17 protein-coding genes are annotated in these 17,928 nt (G+C 33.4%); 12 read left to right on the forward strand and 5 right to left on the reverse strand.

Going from position 1 to position 17,928, the window contains the following annotated elements:
• From mads6 to ACTB0X_RS09855, 5 genes are read right to left on the reverse strand one after another with little or no spacing between them, the layout of a single operon-like run.
• On the reverse strand, positions 1-4,728 hold the full coding sequence (gene mads6, locus ACTB0X_RS09835; RefSeq protein WP_463024842.1) for a methylation-associated defense system protein kinase MAD6: 4,728 nt from the start codon (positions 4,726-4,728) through the stop codon (positions 1-3).
• Positions 4,716-6,119: a methylation-associated defense system restriction endonuclease subunit S MAD5 gene (gene mads5 / locus ACTB0X_RS09840; RefSeq protein ID WP_463024843.1), complete on the reverse strand. Its 1,404-nt coding sequence runs from the start codon at positions 6,117-6,119 to the stop codon at positions 4,716-4,718. The genes mads6 and mads5 overlap by 13 nt, the downstream gene beginning before the upstream one ends.
• Before the next feature lie 2 nt (positions 6,120-6,121).
• A complete protein-coding gene (gene mads2 / locus ACTB0X_RS09845) occupies positions 6,122-8,137 on the reverse strand; it encodes a methylation-associated defense system DNA methyltransferase MAD2 (protein ID WP_463024844.1) in 2,016 nt (671 codons plus the stop codon).
• Between the two features lie 16 nt (positions 8,138-8,153).
• Positions 8,154-8,996 carry a nucleotidyl transferase AbiEii/AbiGii toxin family protein gene (locus tag ACTB0X_RS09850; RefSeq protein WP_463024845.1) on the reverse strand — a complete coding sequence of 281 codons (843 nt, stop codon included), beginning with the start codon at positions 8,994-8,996 and terminating at the stop codon, positions 8,154-8,156.
• Positions 8,974-9,978 (reverse strand): type IV toxin-antitoxin system AbiEi family antitoxin, encoded by a 1,005-nt coding sequence (locus ACTB0X_RS09855; protein ID WP_463024846.1) that lies wholly within the window; start codon positions 9,976-9,978, stop codon positions 8,974-8,976. Before ACTB0X_RS09855 ends, ACTB0X_RS09850 begins: the two co-directional genes overlap by 23 nt.
• Before the next feature lie 160 nt (positions 9,979-10,138).
• On the opposite strand from ACTB0X_RS09855, the gene ACTB0X_RS09860 reads away from it, so the two are divergent.
• The 12 genes from ACTB0X_RS09860 to ACTB0X_RS09915 all read left to right on the forward strand — a co-directional run.
• The gene (locus ACTB0X_RS09860) at positions 10,139-10,495 is read left to right on the forward strand and encodes a hypothetical protein (protein ID WP_463024847.1); all 357 of its coding nucleotides are present in this window, start codon (positions 10,139-10,141) and stop codon (positions 10,493-10,495) included.
• A 15-nt stretch (positions 10,496-10,510) separates the two neighbouring features.
• On the forward strand, positions 10,511-10,861 hold the full coding sequence (locus tag ACTB0X_RS09865; RefSeq protein ID WP_463024848.1) for a hypothetical protein: 351 nt from the start codon (positions 10,511-10,513) through the stop codon (positions 10,859-10,861).
• Between the two features lie 356 nt (positions 10,862-11,217).
• Entirely contained in the window at positions 11,218-11,466 is a 249-nt protein-coding gene (locus ACTB0X_RS09870) for a GIY-YIG nuclease family protein (RefSeq protein WP_463024849.1), read from the forward strand.
• A gap of 521 nt (positions 11,467-11,987) precedes the next feature.
• Positions 11,988-12,356: a hypothetical protein gene (locus ACTB0X_RS09875; protein WP_463024850.1), complete on the forward strand. Its 369-nt coding sequence runs from the start codon at positions 11,988-11,990 to the stop codon at positions 12,354-12,356.
• 356 nt (positions 12,357-12,712) lie between these two features.
• Positions 12,713-13,435: a hypothetical protein gene (locus tag ACTB0X_RS09880; protein WP_463024851.1), complete on the forward strand. Its 723-nt coding sequence runs from the start codon at positions 12,713-12,715 to the stop codon at positions 13,433-13,435.
• Positions 13,436-13,921: 486 nt separating this feature from the next.
• Positions 13,922-14,698: a hypothetical protein gene (locus tag ACTB0X_RS09885; RefSeq protein WP_463024852.1), complete on the forward strand. Its 777-nt coding sequence runs from the start codon at positions 13,922-13,924 to the stop codon at positions 14,696-14,698.
• Positions 14,699-14,702: 4 nt separating this feature from the next.
• Positions 14,703-15,056, forward strand: coding sequence for a hypothetical protein (locus tag ACTB0X_RS09890; protein ID WP_463024853.1), 354 nt, complete (start codon positions 14,703-14,705; stop codon positions 15,054-15,056).
• A gap of 4 nt (positions 15,057-15,060) precedes the next feature.
• Positions 15,061-15,516, forward strand: a complete 456-nt coding sequence (locus ACTB0X_RS09895; protein ID WP_463024854.1) for a hypothetical protein — start codon at positions 15,061-15,063, stop codon at positions 15,514-15,516.
• A 12-nt stretch (positions 15,517-15,528) separates the two neighbouring features.
• Positions 15,529-15,855: a hypothetical protein gene (locus ACTB0X_RS09900; protein ID WP_463024855.1), complete on the forward strand. Its 327-nt coding sequence runs from the start codon at positions 15,529-15,531 to the stop codon at positions 15,853-15,855.
• An 18-nt stretch (positions 15,856-15,873) separates the two neighbouring features.
• Entirely contained in the window at positions 15,874-16,926 is a 1,053-nt protein-coding gene (locus tag ACTB0X_RS09905) for a patatin-like phospholipase family protein (RefSeq protein ID WP_463024856.1), read from the forward strand.
• Positions 16,927-16,939: 13 nt separating this feature from the next.
• Positions 16,940-17,602, forward strand: coding sequence for a C40 family peptidase (locus ACTB0X_RS09910; protein ID WP_463024857.1), 663 nt, complete (start codon positions 16,940-16,942; stop codon positions 17,600-17,602).
• Between the two features lie 131 nt (positions 17,603-17,733).
• On the forward strand, positions 17,734-17,928 hold a 195-nt coding region (locus ACTB0X_RS09915), incomplete at its 3' end, for a hypothetical protein (protein ID WP_463024858.1).

Below are 17,928 nucleotides of genomic sequence, written 5' to 3' on the forward strand. Positions count from 1 at the left end.
CTATAATTCCAATGTTTCTATACTGAGGTGGTTGTTGACATCTTTGCTAATTTCATAAAACTTGATATTGTCTTTAGTCACAACAACTTTATCATAGGAGAGATTTTCCAAAAGGTTTTTAAAAATGGTTAACTCTACAAACCTTCCCCTTATGTCATTTAAAGATGGACTGTATCCTTTCTGAATGAAATAGAGCATTTCAAAAAGATCTAAAGAAATCACTAATTCAATACGTTGTTCTTTTTTATGCCTAAAAATTAGACTGTCAGGTTCGTATTCTAAATACTTGACAAGATGATCTGTGCGACTTACAAATAATTCAAAGTCGTTAAGATCAAATAATCTAAATGATTTACTAAAAGGATCATTAGTTTCAGAAGAGCTTAACACTAAGTGATTTCGCCAAATAGACTCATTTGCACAACCCTCATTCATTGAAATAGCCTGAGAAATCGACATTTTCAATTTAAGTAATGAATCTTCGGATAGTTGTTCAAATAATATGGGCAGTATTTTTTTTATAGCTTCAATGTTCGTTGTAGATTTAAAATCAGTCCAACTTGTTACTTTGTATTCCACTAAAGGTGTTATTTCATAAAAGTCGGTTCCTGAATTTTGAATACTAATGTGTTTAACTTCATTTTGTTCTTCTTGAATTATTTTTTTTATTAGTTCTAAGCATGGTTTCATGAAAGCTGAAAGATCATTAAAATCTTCTTTAATGAATTGTAATTTTACGTTCTTAGATTCACCATTATCGGTTACATAATTTATAATAGCGTCTGAAACACTATTTTCTTTGTCTACGTTGAGTGCTTTATAAAAATTCAATAATGATTGGTAGGGTAGACGCTTTTGATAATTACTTATACGTCCTTCAAAATATTGATGTCTTATATATGTTTTTTGAATTGTTTTAATTTTATCTATTAGTTCTTCTGATTGCTCATGTGCAGGGACATATATTTTATTATTATTAAAATCACCAAAGAGGTTAAATGTTCTATCAGAAAATTCTAAGTAATGTCTTTCAATATGTTGACTAAAAAATAAATCTCTGTCTAGATTAGGTATAGCAACATTTCCAATATCTGTCTCTCTTAAAAGTTTTATTAACCTGTCATTATTTCCTGAGTCTTCATACTCTGAATTAGTAAGGTTAAAATAATACAACTGCCAGTATTCTTCAGGTTCATGCTGCAGTGTTGTGTAAATATTTTCTACCTCTTCACAACTATGATCTCTAGAGATCATAAAAGCTATATAAGACCTTAAATCGCGCATCGTGATATGTAATTCTCTTTTTAAGGCAACAGTGCGCAATAGCCATTCCATTCTGGTAATTACTTCATCTCCGGAAGCAGGATCGTTTAGCGATTCAACGTTATACTTTATAAAACATTTATTTGCAACAGAACATCCTTCACACTTATTCCATAAGCTCTTTTTTGTCAATGCTTTAACTTGCTGTCTAAATAAACTAGGTTCTTTATCGTCTACTGCTGTTACAGACCTAAGATTAAGGTTTATAATCATTAAGCCTTGTGGCAAACTAGCATGACCTTCTTTATAGAAATATTGATCTATGGTATCATGAAGTAATTTATACTTTTTGGAGGTTTTTAAAAATTCTACAAGTCGACCTTCGTTAATCGCTATAACTCTTCCTTCAACTGCATTATTATAATTAGTTAATCCCTCAAAAGGGTTAAAAAATGATTCAAGTACCTCATTGTTAATTTTCCCATCTTCATCTTGTGAACCATCATAATTGCTTTCATAAGGTGTATCATTAATGTCAAATCGAGCACCATTTTTATGATTAAAGCGTTTCAGGTTTTTTACACTAGGATCATTCTCAATTTTCCTAATAAAAGCAGTTTTACCGTCTCCTGCATTTCCAGTTATAATGATGAGCTTAAAACGAGCATCCAGTATATCTGGAATTAATTTTCTATCAAGTTTTGAGGGAGAATAGGTAAGCTGGTCATAATTAGATCCGCGATCATTTACACGGGTTCCCCAATTTCCAGATTTAGACTGGCTATAAAGCGAGTTAATATAATCTACTACATCTATACCTTCTACCTCAATTTTATGTTCCTTTAATCTATTAGTATTTTCTTCAAAAGATTCTTTTAGAGCATTATAAACTCGTAAAACATTGCCATCATTAAAGTTGTGAGCACCACCTTGCCAGAAGGTTTCATTAATTAAAATCTCATCATCAACTTTAATTACAATTTTAAGTTTGTCATCTAATGAAATTGAGCTCTTGTAACTTTTAATAGCATCCTTAAATCTATCTAAGGAAGAATAAACAGTCGAGCGAATATCACTATAAGTTGACATTTTATTCAATAGCTTAATATTAGTGCTACCTTGACGTATAAAGACTTCTATGCGATATAATTTTCCTACCTGAACCCCTTCATCATTTTTATTTTCAGCAAGAAGATTGTCTTGACCAATTTCTTCAAGACTTTCAAGCATGTCTTTAGCATTCAAAAAACGTGTATCCCGTTTAGTGCTAATTGCTTTCAATAAAAACTCAGCGAAATCATCAGAGATTCTTTCATTGAGATCCTTTGGGTTTGTTGGAGCTTTACTAATACTTGGTATTCTAAATTGTGCCCAAGGATAATTTTTGGTAACTAATTCATATAAAGTGATTCCTAATGCAAAGGTATCTGCTGAGAAATCCCAGTTAATGTGATGTCCGTCCAATAAATCAGGTGCCAAGTAGGGGTTAGTTCCTACATAGGATTTATCATTCTGTATTAGTGAAGCCACATTAAAATCGATAAGTACAAAGCGACCTTTATTATCCCAAATAATATTTTGAGGCTTTACATCTCTGTGCATTATTGGTTTCTCTCTTGTCTGAAGATAATCCAAAGCAGATAGAATTTCTGTTGCTAATTTATATACTGTAGTAATAGGAAGATTAACATCTGTTTTTATATAAGCACTAAGATTATCTCCGTCTAGAAACTCTGTAGTTGTATAAAACTGGTTTTGAGGTGTTTTACCATTCCAACTAAATTTCACAATATTTGGATGATCTAATTCAATTAGTGCGTTGTATTCATCTAATACGGAACTAATATTTACACTTTCGTGAAAAAGTTTCAATGCATAGTCACGTCCTTGTAAATCGTGTTTTGCTTTAAAAACTCTTGAATAACCGCCTCTACCTAAAATTTTATGAATGATATAATCACCAACTTTGTCTCCTTCTTTTACTTCGTATGTATCTATTGCCTGAGAAGAGCTAGATGTAGTAGCTTTTGTTTGTTCTTTAGTAGACAATTCTATTTTTAAAGCATTGTTAATAAATGCTTCAAGTTCTTCGAGGCTATCTATTCGTTTATCGCTATCTGTAAGAATTGTTTTCAGACAAATTTCATCTAACCATTGCGGCAAAGAACTATTTTTTGAAGATGGCAATCTATCCTTAGGTAATGTACCTCCTAATTTATCTAGTTCAAAAGGGCTTTTTATTGGCTCTTTTCCTGAGAACAACCAATAGATTAATATCCCAAGTGAATAAATGTCCGAAGCTCTTGAGGCATCTTTTGCTATAAGTTCTAGCGGATGATACGGAGAAGCATTAGACTCGCTTATCGTATGCATTACTGTATAGCCATTGTCATTATGGTCTGTAAAGTATGACTTTCCAAAATTACCTAAATATGCATATCCATTATTTAAAAATATATTTTCAGGGTTTATATCTCTATGAAAGATATTCTCTTTATGAGCTGCTTTTAAAGCACTCATCACATTTTTAAGAATGTTTATCTTTTCATCAAACGTAAAGGTTTTACTTCTTGCGGTAGATCGTAAGGAGTCTTCCTCCATTAAATCTGTAATTTCATAGAATAAATGATTTTCTTCATCTACTTTAAACTCTACAGGTAGAATAAACGGATTAGATCTTATTTTTAATAAAGCATTATACTGATTTTTAATACTCTCCTCACGAGAGCGCAATTCTTCAGGAGATAAACCAACTACTTGTAATGCATATTCTTTAACACGCTTACGTATGTTTGAAGTCACATTTTTAGGTTTCACCAAATACTCTACATAATTATCAGACTCTTGTTTTAAAATTTCAACAATCTCGTAGCCTTGAACTTCATTTTTCTGATGTGGTGATTTTTTGTTTTGCTCGCCAATTAAGAATTGTACAATATCACTTTGGATGTCTGCAATAGCGTCATCTCCTTTGCCTATTTGTTCAGATTCTGTAATGTATTTTATAAGCTTGTCTGTAAGCGTAAAAGATAATTTTGCAGCTTCTTGTAATAATATTGGTTCGAAAGAGTTAGGGTAGGACAGGCTCACCATATTTTGTATCCAAGCTTTTCCCCAAGCTCTATTTGCTTCTTTTAATTTTGAAGCAAGTATAGCTGTCTTTTGACGGTTTGTCTTTAGTGGATTAGGTTTTTGTCGGTCATTGATATACCAGTAGTCGTCTGCTCCTTCAATTTTTCCTTTCCAATCTTTATTTTCTATGTTATAAACTGCATGTGGAGCAACAACTAATAAATCATATTCCCAAAACTGCGTACGATTGTTTCTCGGATTAGTAGAAGCTACCTCTACATTTGGAATTAAAAAGTAATTGTCCGGAAGCTTAACTTGTAAGTAATCAAGCAAACGCTTTTCTCCGGCATTTACAACCGAATCAAAATAAGGTGGTTTTATTATTTTTGCCATTCTTCTATTTCTTTTTCAACTAAGGCTATGGCTTCATTTTCCTTTCCTAAAGCTTGATATAACATAGTATGAGCTGCTTTTACTTTACTGTCGATTCTTTCCATAATCGATTTTTCTAATATTGGAACTGGTATATCTTTTAGAAATTCTTGAATTGGTCTACATAGTTTAGTGCCTGTTTGAGTGGATCTTATTAACCTAAAACCATAATCTGAAGAAAGCCAACTGAAAAGATAACCTGAAGGTATTTTTTCATTCGTTTTCATTCTTATAAATTCACCGGCAACTAGTTGATTTGCTAATTCTTCGTTTGCAAAGATTGTTCTGCAAAAAGTTTCTCCTTCACCCAAAGTTCCCACTCCAGCAATTAATACTTCACCATACTCAACAAGTCTATCTGATTTTACATATCTTCTAGATAAATTTTTTCCAACTTTTCTAAAATTGAAGATGTCCGATTGATTAAGGAGTTTAATTGCCTTTTTTGATTGAACTTCTAATCTCCTGAAAGAACCGGTAGTGAAAAATTGACTTTTATCTAAACAGTCACTAAGGCTTAGGTGTTTAGTTTGCTTTATTTCATTTATTAGTTTATCAATCTTTTTTGAATAGTTAAATGCATTAATACTTAAACTAGAAATATCATTAATTGACTTGGTAAAAGTTGAAGTTTTTCGATGATTACTATGATTTCCGAAATACTCATAATCGACTGACTCTAATTTCCTTAATCCAGCGTTCAACTTCAAATCTTTTAAAGCACTATCTAAAATTAAATTCGATTCAACTTTTAAATTAGTGGATTCAACAATTAATTGGTGAATTCGATTTCGAAAGTTTTCATTAAAGTTAGGAATTAAGGTTTTTTTAATACCGGGTGCTTCAATATAACGAACGACAGAACCAGATGCATTTTTGTTTAGCTGAGAATATCCATATTTCGAAGTTAACACTGCATAAACATAACCATATTGATTCGTGTCTCTTACATCTACTCGGCATACATTATTTGCATAACAGATTCCGTCACTAATTTTATTAACTATTCTGGTATTACCGATTGTACCAAATCCAGTTATTAAGATCTGGTTCTCTTCAACAAGAGCTTTAACTTTTTCAGCTTGATTCTTATTTATAAAAACTTCATTTCCTTCGAATGAATTTGGAACATCACTACTTTGACAATATTGAGTCGATTTATAAGTTTCTTGTGAAAATTGTCTTTTAAAAATAGGAGGATTCCAAACATCAGCTAAATCAGAAAGTGTTTTACAATTATTACTATTTTCCTCTAGAATACTGCTATTAACTGCATCCACGTTTAAAAAATATCCACTATTTAAACGAGCTTCCGAAATTATTTGATTTGATTTAATATTTTTAATAATCATAATTACCTATTTAAAAAACGTGAATATTCAGCAGATATATTAGGTAAGTCATCATCAACTTTCTTTAATTTTTCTTTTCTAATTCTTAAGGATTTGTCACCATTTTTCTTTTTTATTAGATACTTGGTTTCAGTATTAAAAATTAGCTCTGCTCCATCTTCATCGCGCAAGTAAACAGGATTTCCTCTGCGATCTTTACCTAACTTTTCAGCGATTGCCATAAAAACATCATAATTCTCTGAACTTTCTTGAGCTAATTGTCGCTGTTCTTCGCCTTTTTTCTCTAAAAAAAGTAGTGATGCTTGAACTCCTACCTGAGGGAGAAAAGCCTCGACAGCTAAATCTACTGAAGCTAAAATTTTAAATCGATCTAAGATCCATTCTCTTACTGACTGCATATTTGGATTTCCGAGAATCCCGTCTGGCAATACGACCGCCATTTTACCACCAACTTTTAAAAAATTGTAACAAGCTTCAATAAATAAGACTTCTGGGGCAGTGCTATACTTACTTAAGTGATAACGTGAGGCAATTTCAGTTTCCACTTTCACTTTTGCACCAAATGGAGGATTCGTAAAAATCATATCAAACTTTCCACGTGCATCCGTCCCGTAATCATTCTCAATATCTTGCATTTTAAGCAAGCTGTTGTCAATAGCATTATTAATTTTTTCAATCTCAGAAGGATGTTCCCAAAGTGGATATTCGAGAGAGTTTACGTGAAAAATATTTGCGTGACCATCACCACCCATTACCATATTCATACGAGCAGCTTTCTTTAAATCTGGATCAAAGTCAAACCCAAAAATGCTATTTTCTGCATATATCCTTACTTTTTCATTTACTTCTGGCGAGTTGTATTTTTCTTCCAAATATGGCCCTTCTAAATCAGGAAACATTTCTTTCGCCATTTGTTGGCGAACATGGTCTAATACCATTACTAAGAAACCACCAGAACCGCATGCAGGGTCGAGCACTCTATGGTGCTCTTTTGGGTCAAGCATCTCTACCATACATTTTACAATGTTACGAGGCGTAAAAAATTGACCTGCTTCCTGCTTTAAGGTGTTGCTTACAATGGTTTCATAAGCCAAGCCTTTAACATCTACAGAGGCATCTAAGAAAGAGTATTTTGCTAATTCTCCTGCAATGAACGCTAAACCTTTATCTGTTAAGTCTATACTTTCATTACCTTGAAATACTTCTGAGAAAAGATCGTCTTCTTTGAGCTCAGTAAATAAATCTTTAATTCTCTTTGCCACGGCCTTTCTTCCTTCTTCAGAGTTTTGTTCTTTAACACCAACCCAAAACTTACGACGGTAACTTTCGCCATTAGGCAATTCCATAAAACGACGTTTCTCGTCATAAAGCTTGCAAAATATTAAGTTTAATAACTGCCAAAATGCATCCTTTTTTCTACCTTCATTTCCATAGATATAATCGTGCGAACGCTTGAATACCTTAATTAAAGAATCATTCGCAGGTGTCCGGGTGTGTGAGCGATCTGCCCTGTCTAAATCTTCTAATGTTTCTCCTTCACCAGGGAAGTCTGATAAGTCTGTAAAGTCAAAATCAAAACCAATATCATCTGCTTCTTTTTGTAAAAAGTTATAGCTAGAACCATTTGCCCATAACCCAAATTCACAACTTTTTACAGCGCCCATTGCATTTTCTAGCGTAGCTGTTAGTCCTTTCTTTTTATCAGTTACTTTTACTTTATCATCTTGAACAACAGCAATTCTAATAATAAAATCTTGTTCGTGAGGTTTCCTTTTTTCAAAGATGACCAAATCTACCTTTTGTTTTTTAGTTTTACCTGTCTCAGGATCTTCATACTCCACAGTAAAGTCTCGCTTCATATCATCCAGATCGAAGCCGTACTCTTCGTTCAGCATTAGTATGACGGACTGTAGGTTTGATTCTTGAGCTTTTACCTTCTTGACTTCTCCTGAGAGAATACAAACTAGCTCGTTATCCTCTAACACTATTTCTTCTTTATTTTTTATATCTGTAGACATTCTAAAAATGTTTTGTTTAGTTAAGTTGTTGGACTATGTTATTAATGCTTTCTAAAAGCTCGTCGTAGGATAGCATTTTATGTGTTTCTATAATTTGATTAATCAATACACTTCGTTCTTTCATATCTAGTGTGTCAATCAAAATCTGTTTAATTATTTTCAATTCCTCAGGATAGTCTATAAGAATCTCTGAAATGTCAATACCCAATAAAGTCGAGCCACCTTTTATAATTGTAAAATCTTCAGTATAGATTTCATCATAGTGATTGACAGCTGCTCGCTCTTCATTGATAGATAAGTAGTTTTCAAGTATAAATCCTATATCATCTGCATCTTTATTGCTTTTATGATGGCGATCTTTCCATGCTGTAATTTTTAGAAGAAAGATTCCGCTTAATGAAGCTATGTGAATTTCTATTTCTTGATCTATATTTACTTTTAGTGAAGCTTCTTCTACTGCATCAAAACCTAGGACTGACATCGCAAAACTTTCATCTGGTGGCCAAAATATTTTACTATCCTGTTTCATTATATCGCCAAATGGTACAATGTCTAATTGAAATTTATCTTTATAAATAAATCGTTGTTTCTGTTCAGGATCTTTTGTGAAATTTTCAAGATTTACTATATCCTCTACCACGTTTTGCCATTGTTCCCAATCATTGACTGTTATGGCAATGTCTAAATCATACGTTAATCGACCCGACTTCTCATTATGCAATTCCATTACAATATCTCTTGCCGTGGCACCAATCACAAAAAAGGAAATACCTGCTTGCTTAAAGTATGCATAAAGCTCAGTAAGAATGGGCTTTAATAATGGATGTGTGAACCTCTCACTTGATATACCTAAGCTCATTCTCTAGTATTTGTTTAGCTGTTTCAATATTTCTACCAAAACCGCTGTTAATTAAATCTGCATATATTAAAAGTGCTGGTGCTATCCTGTTGTTACCTAAATCATTTTTCCAGAATTTTTGTAGAACTTCAATTTCTCCATTTTCTGCGGGTATTAAACGAAACTGTTTTGCAAGTCTCGATAATTCTAAATCAGTAAAGATGACAAATTGTTCAGGTCTTAAATTATTAGTAAGCAAAGCTCCTCCTGGTTCGCCACCCCATAAAATAACGCCCTCATCACTTTCGTTTTCCAACTGTTGCCAATTGCGATTTACTTCTGAATTTAAAAAACGCATTTTCTTTCTTACTATACGAGGCCTTAGTACTGAATTGAATTCAACAATCCATCGTTCCAGTAATTCCTCTTTATTTTTAAGTACACGTTTATCATTTGTTTTTAGCAGAAAGTTTAGATCTTCTAATTCAGCCATCACATTGCTAACTGAACCAATAGAAACATCTGCTTTTTCAGCGATTTTTCTATAAGAGTCTTGTAAATGTTCAGGCTTATATAATAGATGAAATAGTATCTTTAAACCAGCTTCTTGAAAAGCACGAGATTGATTGGTTTTTTCTTTGTTGGCTTTCTTTTGTCCTTCTATAGCTACAATAAGATCATTGCACCTGATAAAAGCGTTTCCAGCTATATCTATATAATTAAAACCACGCGATTTAAGTTCTTCTGCAGCTTGTTTTGAAATGTACTCTGCAATTAAAATAATAGGTCTATTATTATTTTGTTTCATCTCTTCTAATTGCGACATTACTAAACCTTGATTAGAAGTTCTTACTGCTGATTTTGCTTCAACAATAAATTGCTCGTTCTTGATACGTAATAGCGCATCATAATTCTGCCTGCTACTATCTATCTCAATAGGTATGTTGATAAGTTGTTCTAACTTAGAAGTAGCTTCATATATAAAATCATTATTACGATACATAAATTACGTGTTCATTATTTTGGTGTGTTCAGTGACAATGAACGGTCAAATATAATGAACGTGCGAGAGAAAAACCAAATTATTTACTGTTTTTTTTAAAAGTCAAAGAATAGATTATAAAAAATTAGAATAAAGATTAAAGTATTACGTTGTTTTATTGATGATTTTAATAAACAAAGAAGAGTTTTATAGAGAAGTAGTTGAAGGAGATCTACCAATTAAAGATATTTTTTCAAGTTTAGCAGCTTCGCTAAGCTCTGATGATTTTAATGAATTATTTGAAAAGTTTACACACCAATTGGATGAGTGTTATTATTCGTTTAAAAGGGAAGAAACTGCACATTTTGAGATTAAGAGCAAAGAAGTGCTAAGTATGACAGCTAGGAGAGTAGAGCTATCCGTTTTGTTACTTTGGCATTGCGTTATTGGAACATCTTACAATCATAATCTTTATTTCTCCTCGGTAGACTATCTGCTCAAAAAAGAATTATGTTCTAAACCATTAATTTTAAACTAACATTAAACAATTTAAATGGATACGTTTTACAAAATAGTAACTAATTCAGAAAACGAAATTGGAAGGATATTTCAAGAGTTTGGTAAAAATGTTTCAGTAAAAAATTGGATGGAGATACAAAGTGAATTTCATGCGACAATCGAAAAGAATTTCCCTTCCATTAGATGTGAAATTAACGCTGAAATTGCAGAGGAGCAAAATCCAATTCCAGATCGACTTTTAAAGAGAATTAAAGTTGTTTCTCTATTATTGGGAGTTCTTGTTTCAGGAGGAACATATAGTAAAAAGTTATACATAAACACGGTTGCATTTTGTGCCTCATTAGACTCAAATAAACATGATTTAACTCAAAATTATAGTTCATAAAGCTGGTTTGGAACATGCGCAACTTTTGACTACTTTTTGCATGCTTTTAAATTTACTAATGTGTTTAAGCATTTGTAATTTAGGTATTTAAATTTTAGGGGCTGCGGATTCATAACCCTGAGGTCGGCGGTTCAATTCCGCCTCACGCTACAAAAGCTTCACAGAAATGTGAAGCTTTTTTGCTTTTTGTAAAAAATTAGATTTTCAATCTTATGGAAGGTAGAGTGTACTTTCTCTTTATTTAATTGACAAGCAAGAATAATGTTCAAAAAAATTATATAATAATTATTATGAGATTCTTAACTTGTAAAACGAAGGGTTTATTAAAGTGCCTGATCAATTTACACTAAGAATCTATGTATATAGTTTACGCTCTTTACAGCAAATCGTATGATAAAATTTATGTAGGTTATACCTCTAATTTAGTACAAAGAATGTTGTCTCATAATAAATTGTCCACGAAAGGATATACATTAAAATATAGACCATGGATTGTTGTTTATACTGAAAGCTTGGACACGAATAAAGCTGCTTTAATTCGAGAAAAACAATTGAAATCAGCTAAAGGTAGAGACTTTGTATGGAATTTAATAAAGTTAATGTAGAGTGTCGGATTCATATCCGCTAGCTAGCGGACGGCGGTTCAATTCCGCCTCACGCTACAAAAGCTTCACAGAAATGTGAAGCTGTTTTTGTTTTTAGAATGTTGCTTATAAGACAAGAGTTTAATCATTTATAGAGGTCGTCGGTTCATTCCGATAGCTATCGGAACCGCCTCACCCTCCAAAGGGGCGGGCACGCGCTACACTTTAAAAGGTCAAGATTGGTTTCTTGACCTTTTTTTATGGCCTCAAATGGCTGTTAGTAAAAAGGATTCTTATTTGTTAGATAGAGGTCATCGGTTTATTCCGATAGCTATCGGAACCGGCTCACCCACCGAAAAGGCAGGCACGCACTACACTTTAAAGGGTCAAGATTGGTTTCTTGACCTTTTTTTATGGCCTGAAATGGAATTTCATCGCTCTGTATCTTATTTAAGATAGTGTGTTATGAAAAATCGAAATGAAGGATTACAAATACTATATTTGTTGAAAGCGCAACAGCATCACTTACAAAATTAAAATTCATGGAGTTTGATTATACCCAGTTGATCTATCTACTGTTGTTATTGAGTTTTTTGGTTTGGCAATACTTCACCAAACGAACGGTTAAATTCAATAAGAAAACACAGTTAATCCATTTATTGGATGAAGCAGAAAGGGTCGTCTCAAAATATTCAGGCGGATACTCTGGTGAAACTCTATCTGCAAAGGAGTTTCATCAGGAACTAAAAATTTCAATTCAGAAGTTTAAAAGTGGAGACCTTTCTCAGCTCAACCAATTTCAGGTTTGGTTTGCTCCGACATCTAAATGGGATAACTTTATGGGACAGAAAGGAGAGGAATTAGGCAATCAGATCTTTGAGTTGATTGAAGAAATTAAGAAAGGGGAGTAGGGCAAATTGATCAATCTATAAAATAAAGAATAATTTTAACATACAAAGTCCTCTAAAATATACACGCGGATGGGACTTCCGAACGGGTTTCAGAATGCGTTCAGCTACAGTTAGTGTTTCTAATTATCTTCTAAGCTCCCCCAAAAAAACAATCAGAAATAGGATTACTTGTTCCCTAAAAAATGGGTGATTTCCCTCATTTTATCGAAAAGATAAATGAACTACATTTAGTCCAATTAATCGCAACAATAATACTAAAACCGAAAGGAAACTAAATTAAGTTGGTTCATCATTGTTGAAAGGTGTTGCAGCGCACCATCGAAATTTTAAAAAGTATAAACTAAACTACTCTTAAAATGGAATTGAAAACAATCATTTGGGTCTTTATTATTATCTTTTCTGTTACGGCTATTATCACACTCCTGGGTATAACCAACGTGATTAAAGGAATCAAAGAAAATTACCTCAATAAACTGTTCTACACCTTAATCATCGAGGTTGTTATTGCGGTTGTTGCAGTATTCAAAGGAGTTGATTTCAATGATCAATCCATTAGTATTCATTCCGTTTCAGAGCGAGCGAACATTGCTGCAGACTTTGATACAGATGAAAAATTAGCAGATTATTTAGTGGAACAATTAAAAAGCGGTACTCAAATTCCGCTTTTAGAGCAAAAAACTTCGGAGATCACACTTTTGTTGGAGGAAACCAAACATCAAAATTCTGAGCTGGTGTCACAATTAGACAGTTGTGGAGAAAGCTTAAGTCAATCAGAAAAAAGCTTTTATAGTATCATTGGCAAGTTAAGAACTCAAATTATAAACTATTCGGGTTACATCAATTTGAAGTATAAGGCATCAGAGAAAGTTGAGGTATATAAATTATTGGCTGAAATTTTTGAAATATTAGGTGAATTAAAAGAAGGAGAGGAGAACGACATTGAGGCCCTCCAAAAACAATACAAGCAGTTTGAGATGCGACATGGATTGCACCAAGAAGGTGGCGAGCTGTTTATTTCAGAATACAAGACCTCAGTGATGATTAGAGAGTACTTGAATAAGATTTATCCTGTTGAATAAACAGTTTTTCTTCATGCGAGAAAGAAACAAATCGGTCTAATAATGGCTCAATTTTAAAAACTTGAATCCTTTTTATTGAGCGTATCCAACTCGTTTTTTGCGCCAATTGGATTAATTCCTACCTAAAAAGACAATAAACCATCAAGTTGAGGTCTTAATCGTTTGTTTCTAGAATTTTAAAAATAGTCGGTCTGTTTTGGCCTCCTTCCCTTATGTCTTCACGATTTTTTGATGGTTTTGTATTTTTTCTTTCAAATATTGTTCCAATTTGTTGTTTTCTAGTTGCTAAGAAAAGTTTTTCACATATTTTTTTTCAATTATAGGAATCGATTGCAGTAAATACGGGGATTCTAACAAATCCAACAGTTAGAAAGTGTTGATAAAAAGAGGGTTATGAACAGGTGGTCTGCTTGGTATATTTTTTATGAAATTAGTTTTCAATAATTTAGGTGACAGTTGTTTATAGTCTAATTAATAAAAAGTAGGATGAGCGCCAACGATTCAACCATAGTGGAAACAGAAAAAAAAGAAGCCAGAGAAAAATTGGCAAAGCAAGTCAGTCTATTTGCTATAGCCGGGGTATCAATAATTGGAATTACAGGGATCTTAGTATTGCCATGGATCAATAAAGACCAAAGAGAAGGATTGACCTATGTCTACAGTGTTATTCTCCCATTAATAGGTACATGGATGGGAACCATTTTAGCCTACTACTTTTCCAAGGACAATTTTGAAGCGGCCAATAAAAGTGTACAACATTTAGTGAGTCAGATTACCACTGCCGATAAGTTGAAGACCATTAAGGCCGAAGAGGCCTGGATTCCAATCTCTTCCATCAAGTATCTTGAAATTGAACAATCAAATAAAGAAATTACGGTGGAGGAGTTGTTGCAATTTACAAAGTCGTACAATGTCAATCGGATTCCAATTTTTACAAAAGCACGCATTGCCGCCTATATTATTCATAGAAGTACAGTGGAGAATTATTTTACTTCGAGAACGATTGAAGAAGGAGTAAATGGGGCGGAGGTAAAGAATGAATCGATTGCAGACATGGAGACCAAAGGATCTATCGAAATACAGAATATCTTAAATACGGGTATTGGATACATCTCTAAAGGAGACAATTTGCTTGATGCTAAAAATATAATGGATTCAAATAAATTGATTCAAGATGTAATCGTCACTGAAAATGGAAAAAAAGAAGAGCCAGTGATCGGATGGATTTCTAACGTAATAATTGCACATAAATCTAAACTATAACAATATGACATTGTCACCCGAACAAAAAGATCACCTCTTAAAGAAAATTAATAAAAAGGTGAACATCCCACTATTGGGAGAAGAAGCCGAGAAAAAATTCTTTTCAAGAATCATAGATCGAATCATCGAAAAATTAGAGGAAAAACTATCCGAGGACTTGCTAAATTACCTGAATGACATTTCAGAGGGATTTATTTTAGGAGATAAAAAGGAAATGAAAGAAGCAATTAACTCTACTGTTCTGCTATTAAACAAAGAAATAAACCTTCCATTGTTGAATGAGAAAAAGGAAGAGCAATTGTTTCAAATAGTGGTAGAAGCACTATTTGATGCCATGCAAAAAGGAAAAAAACTATAGCATTATGGGAACAATAAAAATTCAGCACCTGAAACGATCGATCGTTACTTCCTTTATGCTGCTGGCTTTAATGTCTTGTAAAGTACATTTATTGCCGGTATATGAAGAAAGCATTAAATCACAAATAGAGACAACGACGCAAGAGATTGATCACTTCTATTTGACGCTGTTGGAAGTAAAAAAGAGTGAACTAGAACGCAAGTATACCGCAAGTGTAGGTGAGTATATTGAAATTCAAGTACAATTGAATTCATTACTTCGGAAAAACAAAGCGAGAGAGAAGAACGACGAAACGGTGAAAATTATTGAGAATACACTTCAACTTTGGAAGGAATATAAAAACCGACATGAGAATGAAGGCACCATTGATGATGTGGATATCCAATTAAATATGAAAGGAATGGAAGCCATGATGTTTAGCTTACTCATCGCAGAAATAGCAAAAGAAAAGGCAAATTAAAACCGATAAGTTATGGAAATTGATATAAATGAAGTACTCTCCGACATGCTAGCCGCTATGAAAGTGGAGATAGGAGATGGGTGGAGCGAAGCAAAATCTACTGCAAATAGATTTATGCAAAATAGAAAAGAACGGTTGCAGCTTTTAGTCGAATTCAGGTTGTCGGGTGATCTTACCCAAGAGAAGTTTGAACAGCGATTAATAGATGAAAAGCTGATCGCAGAGACAGAATTGCATGCCATAGCCATAATTTCTAAGGTAACCGCACAAAATGCAGCAAATGCAGCGATCGACGTTTTAAATAATGCTGTAAAAGCGGCTCTAAATATTGTATTGTAATCCTAAAAGAAACGAAACATGACTACTCAAAAAAAGTATACTCGAATACTTTCCATCGATGGCGGTGGAATTAGAGGTATTATCCCTGGCACCATATTAATTTACATCGAAAATAAACTCCAAGAAGTGAGTGGTAATCCCAATGCTAGAATAGCAGATTACTTTGATTTGATAGCAGGTACAAGTACGGGAGGGATTTTAAGTTGCTGTTATTTACTCAAGAATAAAACCAATGATAATCCAAAGTATACGGCTAGTCAGATTGTTGATCTTTATTTGGAACACGGGGAAGAGATTTTTAAAAACACACTTTTCCATAAAATAAAATCTGGTGGAGGGGTTTTGGATGAAAAGTATCCTAAAAAAGGAATGCAAAAAGTGCTAAAAGAATACATGGGTGATGCACTTTTAAGTGATTTATTAAAACCAACACTCATCACCGCTTACGAAATTGAAAAAAGAAAGGCCCATTTTTTTACTCAGCACGATGCTGTAAAAAGTGGAAACAACTTTTTGGTAAGAGAAGTGGCAGAAAGTACAGCTTCTGCACCCACTTATTTTGAATGTGCACGCATCAAAGATGATTTAAACAGAGACTACACCATGGTTGATGGAGGTTTGTTTGCCAATAATCCAACACTTTGTGCTTATGCAGAGGCACGAAATTTATTCAGAAAAGAAGATACACAATCGGCTGTAACGGCTTCTGATATGCTCATACTTTCATTGGGAACTGGAAACAATAAAAAGATTTACCCTTACAATAAAGCAAAGAATTGGGGATTGGCAGAGTGGGTAAAACCCGTGATTGACATTATGATGAGTGGAGTAGCTGAGACAGTAGATTACCAAGTGCGCCAAATTTATGATGCAATTGGTTGTCCGAATCAATATGTTCGAATAGAAGCAACATTGCCAAATACTGTGAATAATGAAATGGATGATGCGAGTCCTAAAAACATGCAAGCATTGAAAGCTCATGGAGTGGTATTAACTGAAACCTACAAGAAAGAGATTGATGAATTTGTAAAGAAATTGGTGCATGCAAATGCTCCAGAGTTATTAGCATAACAAAATTAAAAACATGAAAAATTTACTTGAAATAGCAGCCTCACAAATAGGGGTGAAAGAAATTAGTGGCGCTGAGGATAACCCTACCATTGTAAATTATGCTAAAGAGTCAGGTTTTGAATGGGTAAACGATGATGAAACAGCTTGGTGTAGCATTTTTGTGAATTGGTGTGCTCAAAAAGCCAATTTGAAAAGTACCAAAAAAGCGAATGCTCGATCTTGGTTGGCAATTGGTATTCCAACTGAAACACCGGAACCTGGAGACGTTGTTATTTTTTGGAGAGGTAAGATTGACTCTTGGCAAGGTCACGTAGGATTCTTTTTAGGTTTTGACCATTCGGGTGAACGGATTTACACTTTAGGAGGCAATCAAGGAAATCAAGTTTCAATTACTGCTTACCCAAAAGATAAATTGTTAGGATTTAGAAGATTGACCGCCACCAATAGTTTTAGCTTACCAAAGCCAGAATTAAATATGGGAGACACAGGAGAAGAAGTAAAGAAATTGCAAGACAGCCTAAAATTATTGGGATTTAAACCTGGAACGAGTGATGGAATCTTTGGTAGTAAAACGAAGATGGCTTTGATTCAGTTACAGGCCTCAGGGAACATTGATGTGCATGGTGTTTTCGATAAGGAGACTGCTGATTATTTAATGGAGGTGATTTCTGAGTAGTGGAAGCTGCATTCAAACAGTAAACGATAAAACCTAGTTGGGCCCATTAATATAATTAAAATGTGGCTGTGCGAAGTTTACCTAAAAATGGAGGATTAAAATAGACTTAACGAATTTAAAATTTTCAAAACATGACAACACATAACTTTTCTAACGATTCACTTTTTAATTACAAAAATGCATCATTTCTTCCGTTGGGAGAGCCTTATCAAGAACTAGATGATTACTCCCGTTCTCAACTTTATAGAAAGGTAAAACACCAACATTTTGGAAAACTAGATTCAATTTGGGGAACCTTAGGCTGGCTTAAAAATAAGAAGTTTAAT

It is taken from the genome of Acidiluteibacter sp., from assembly GCF_055129545.1.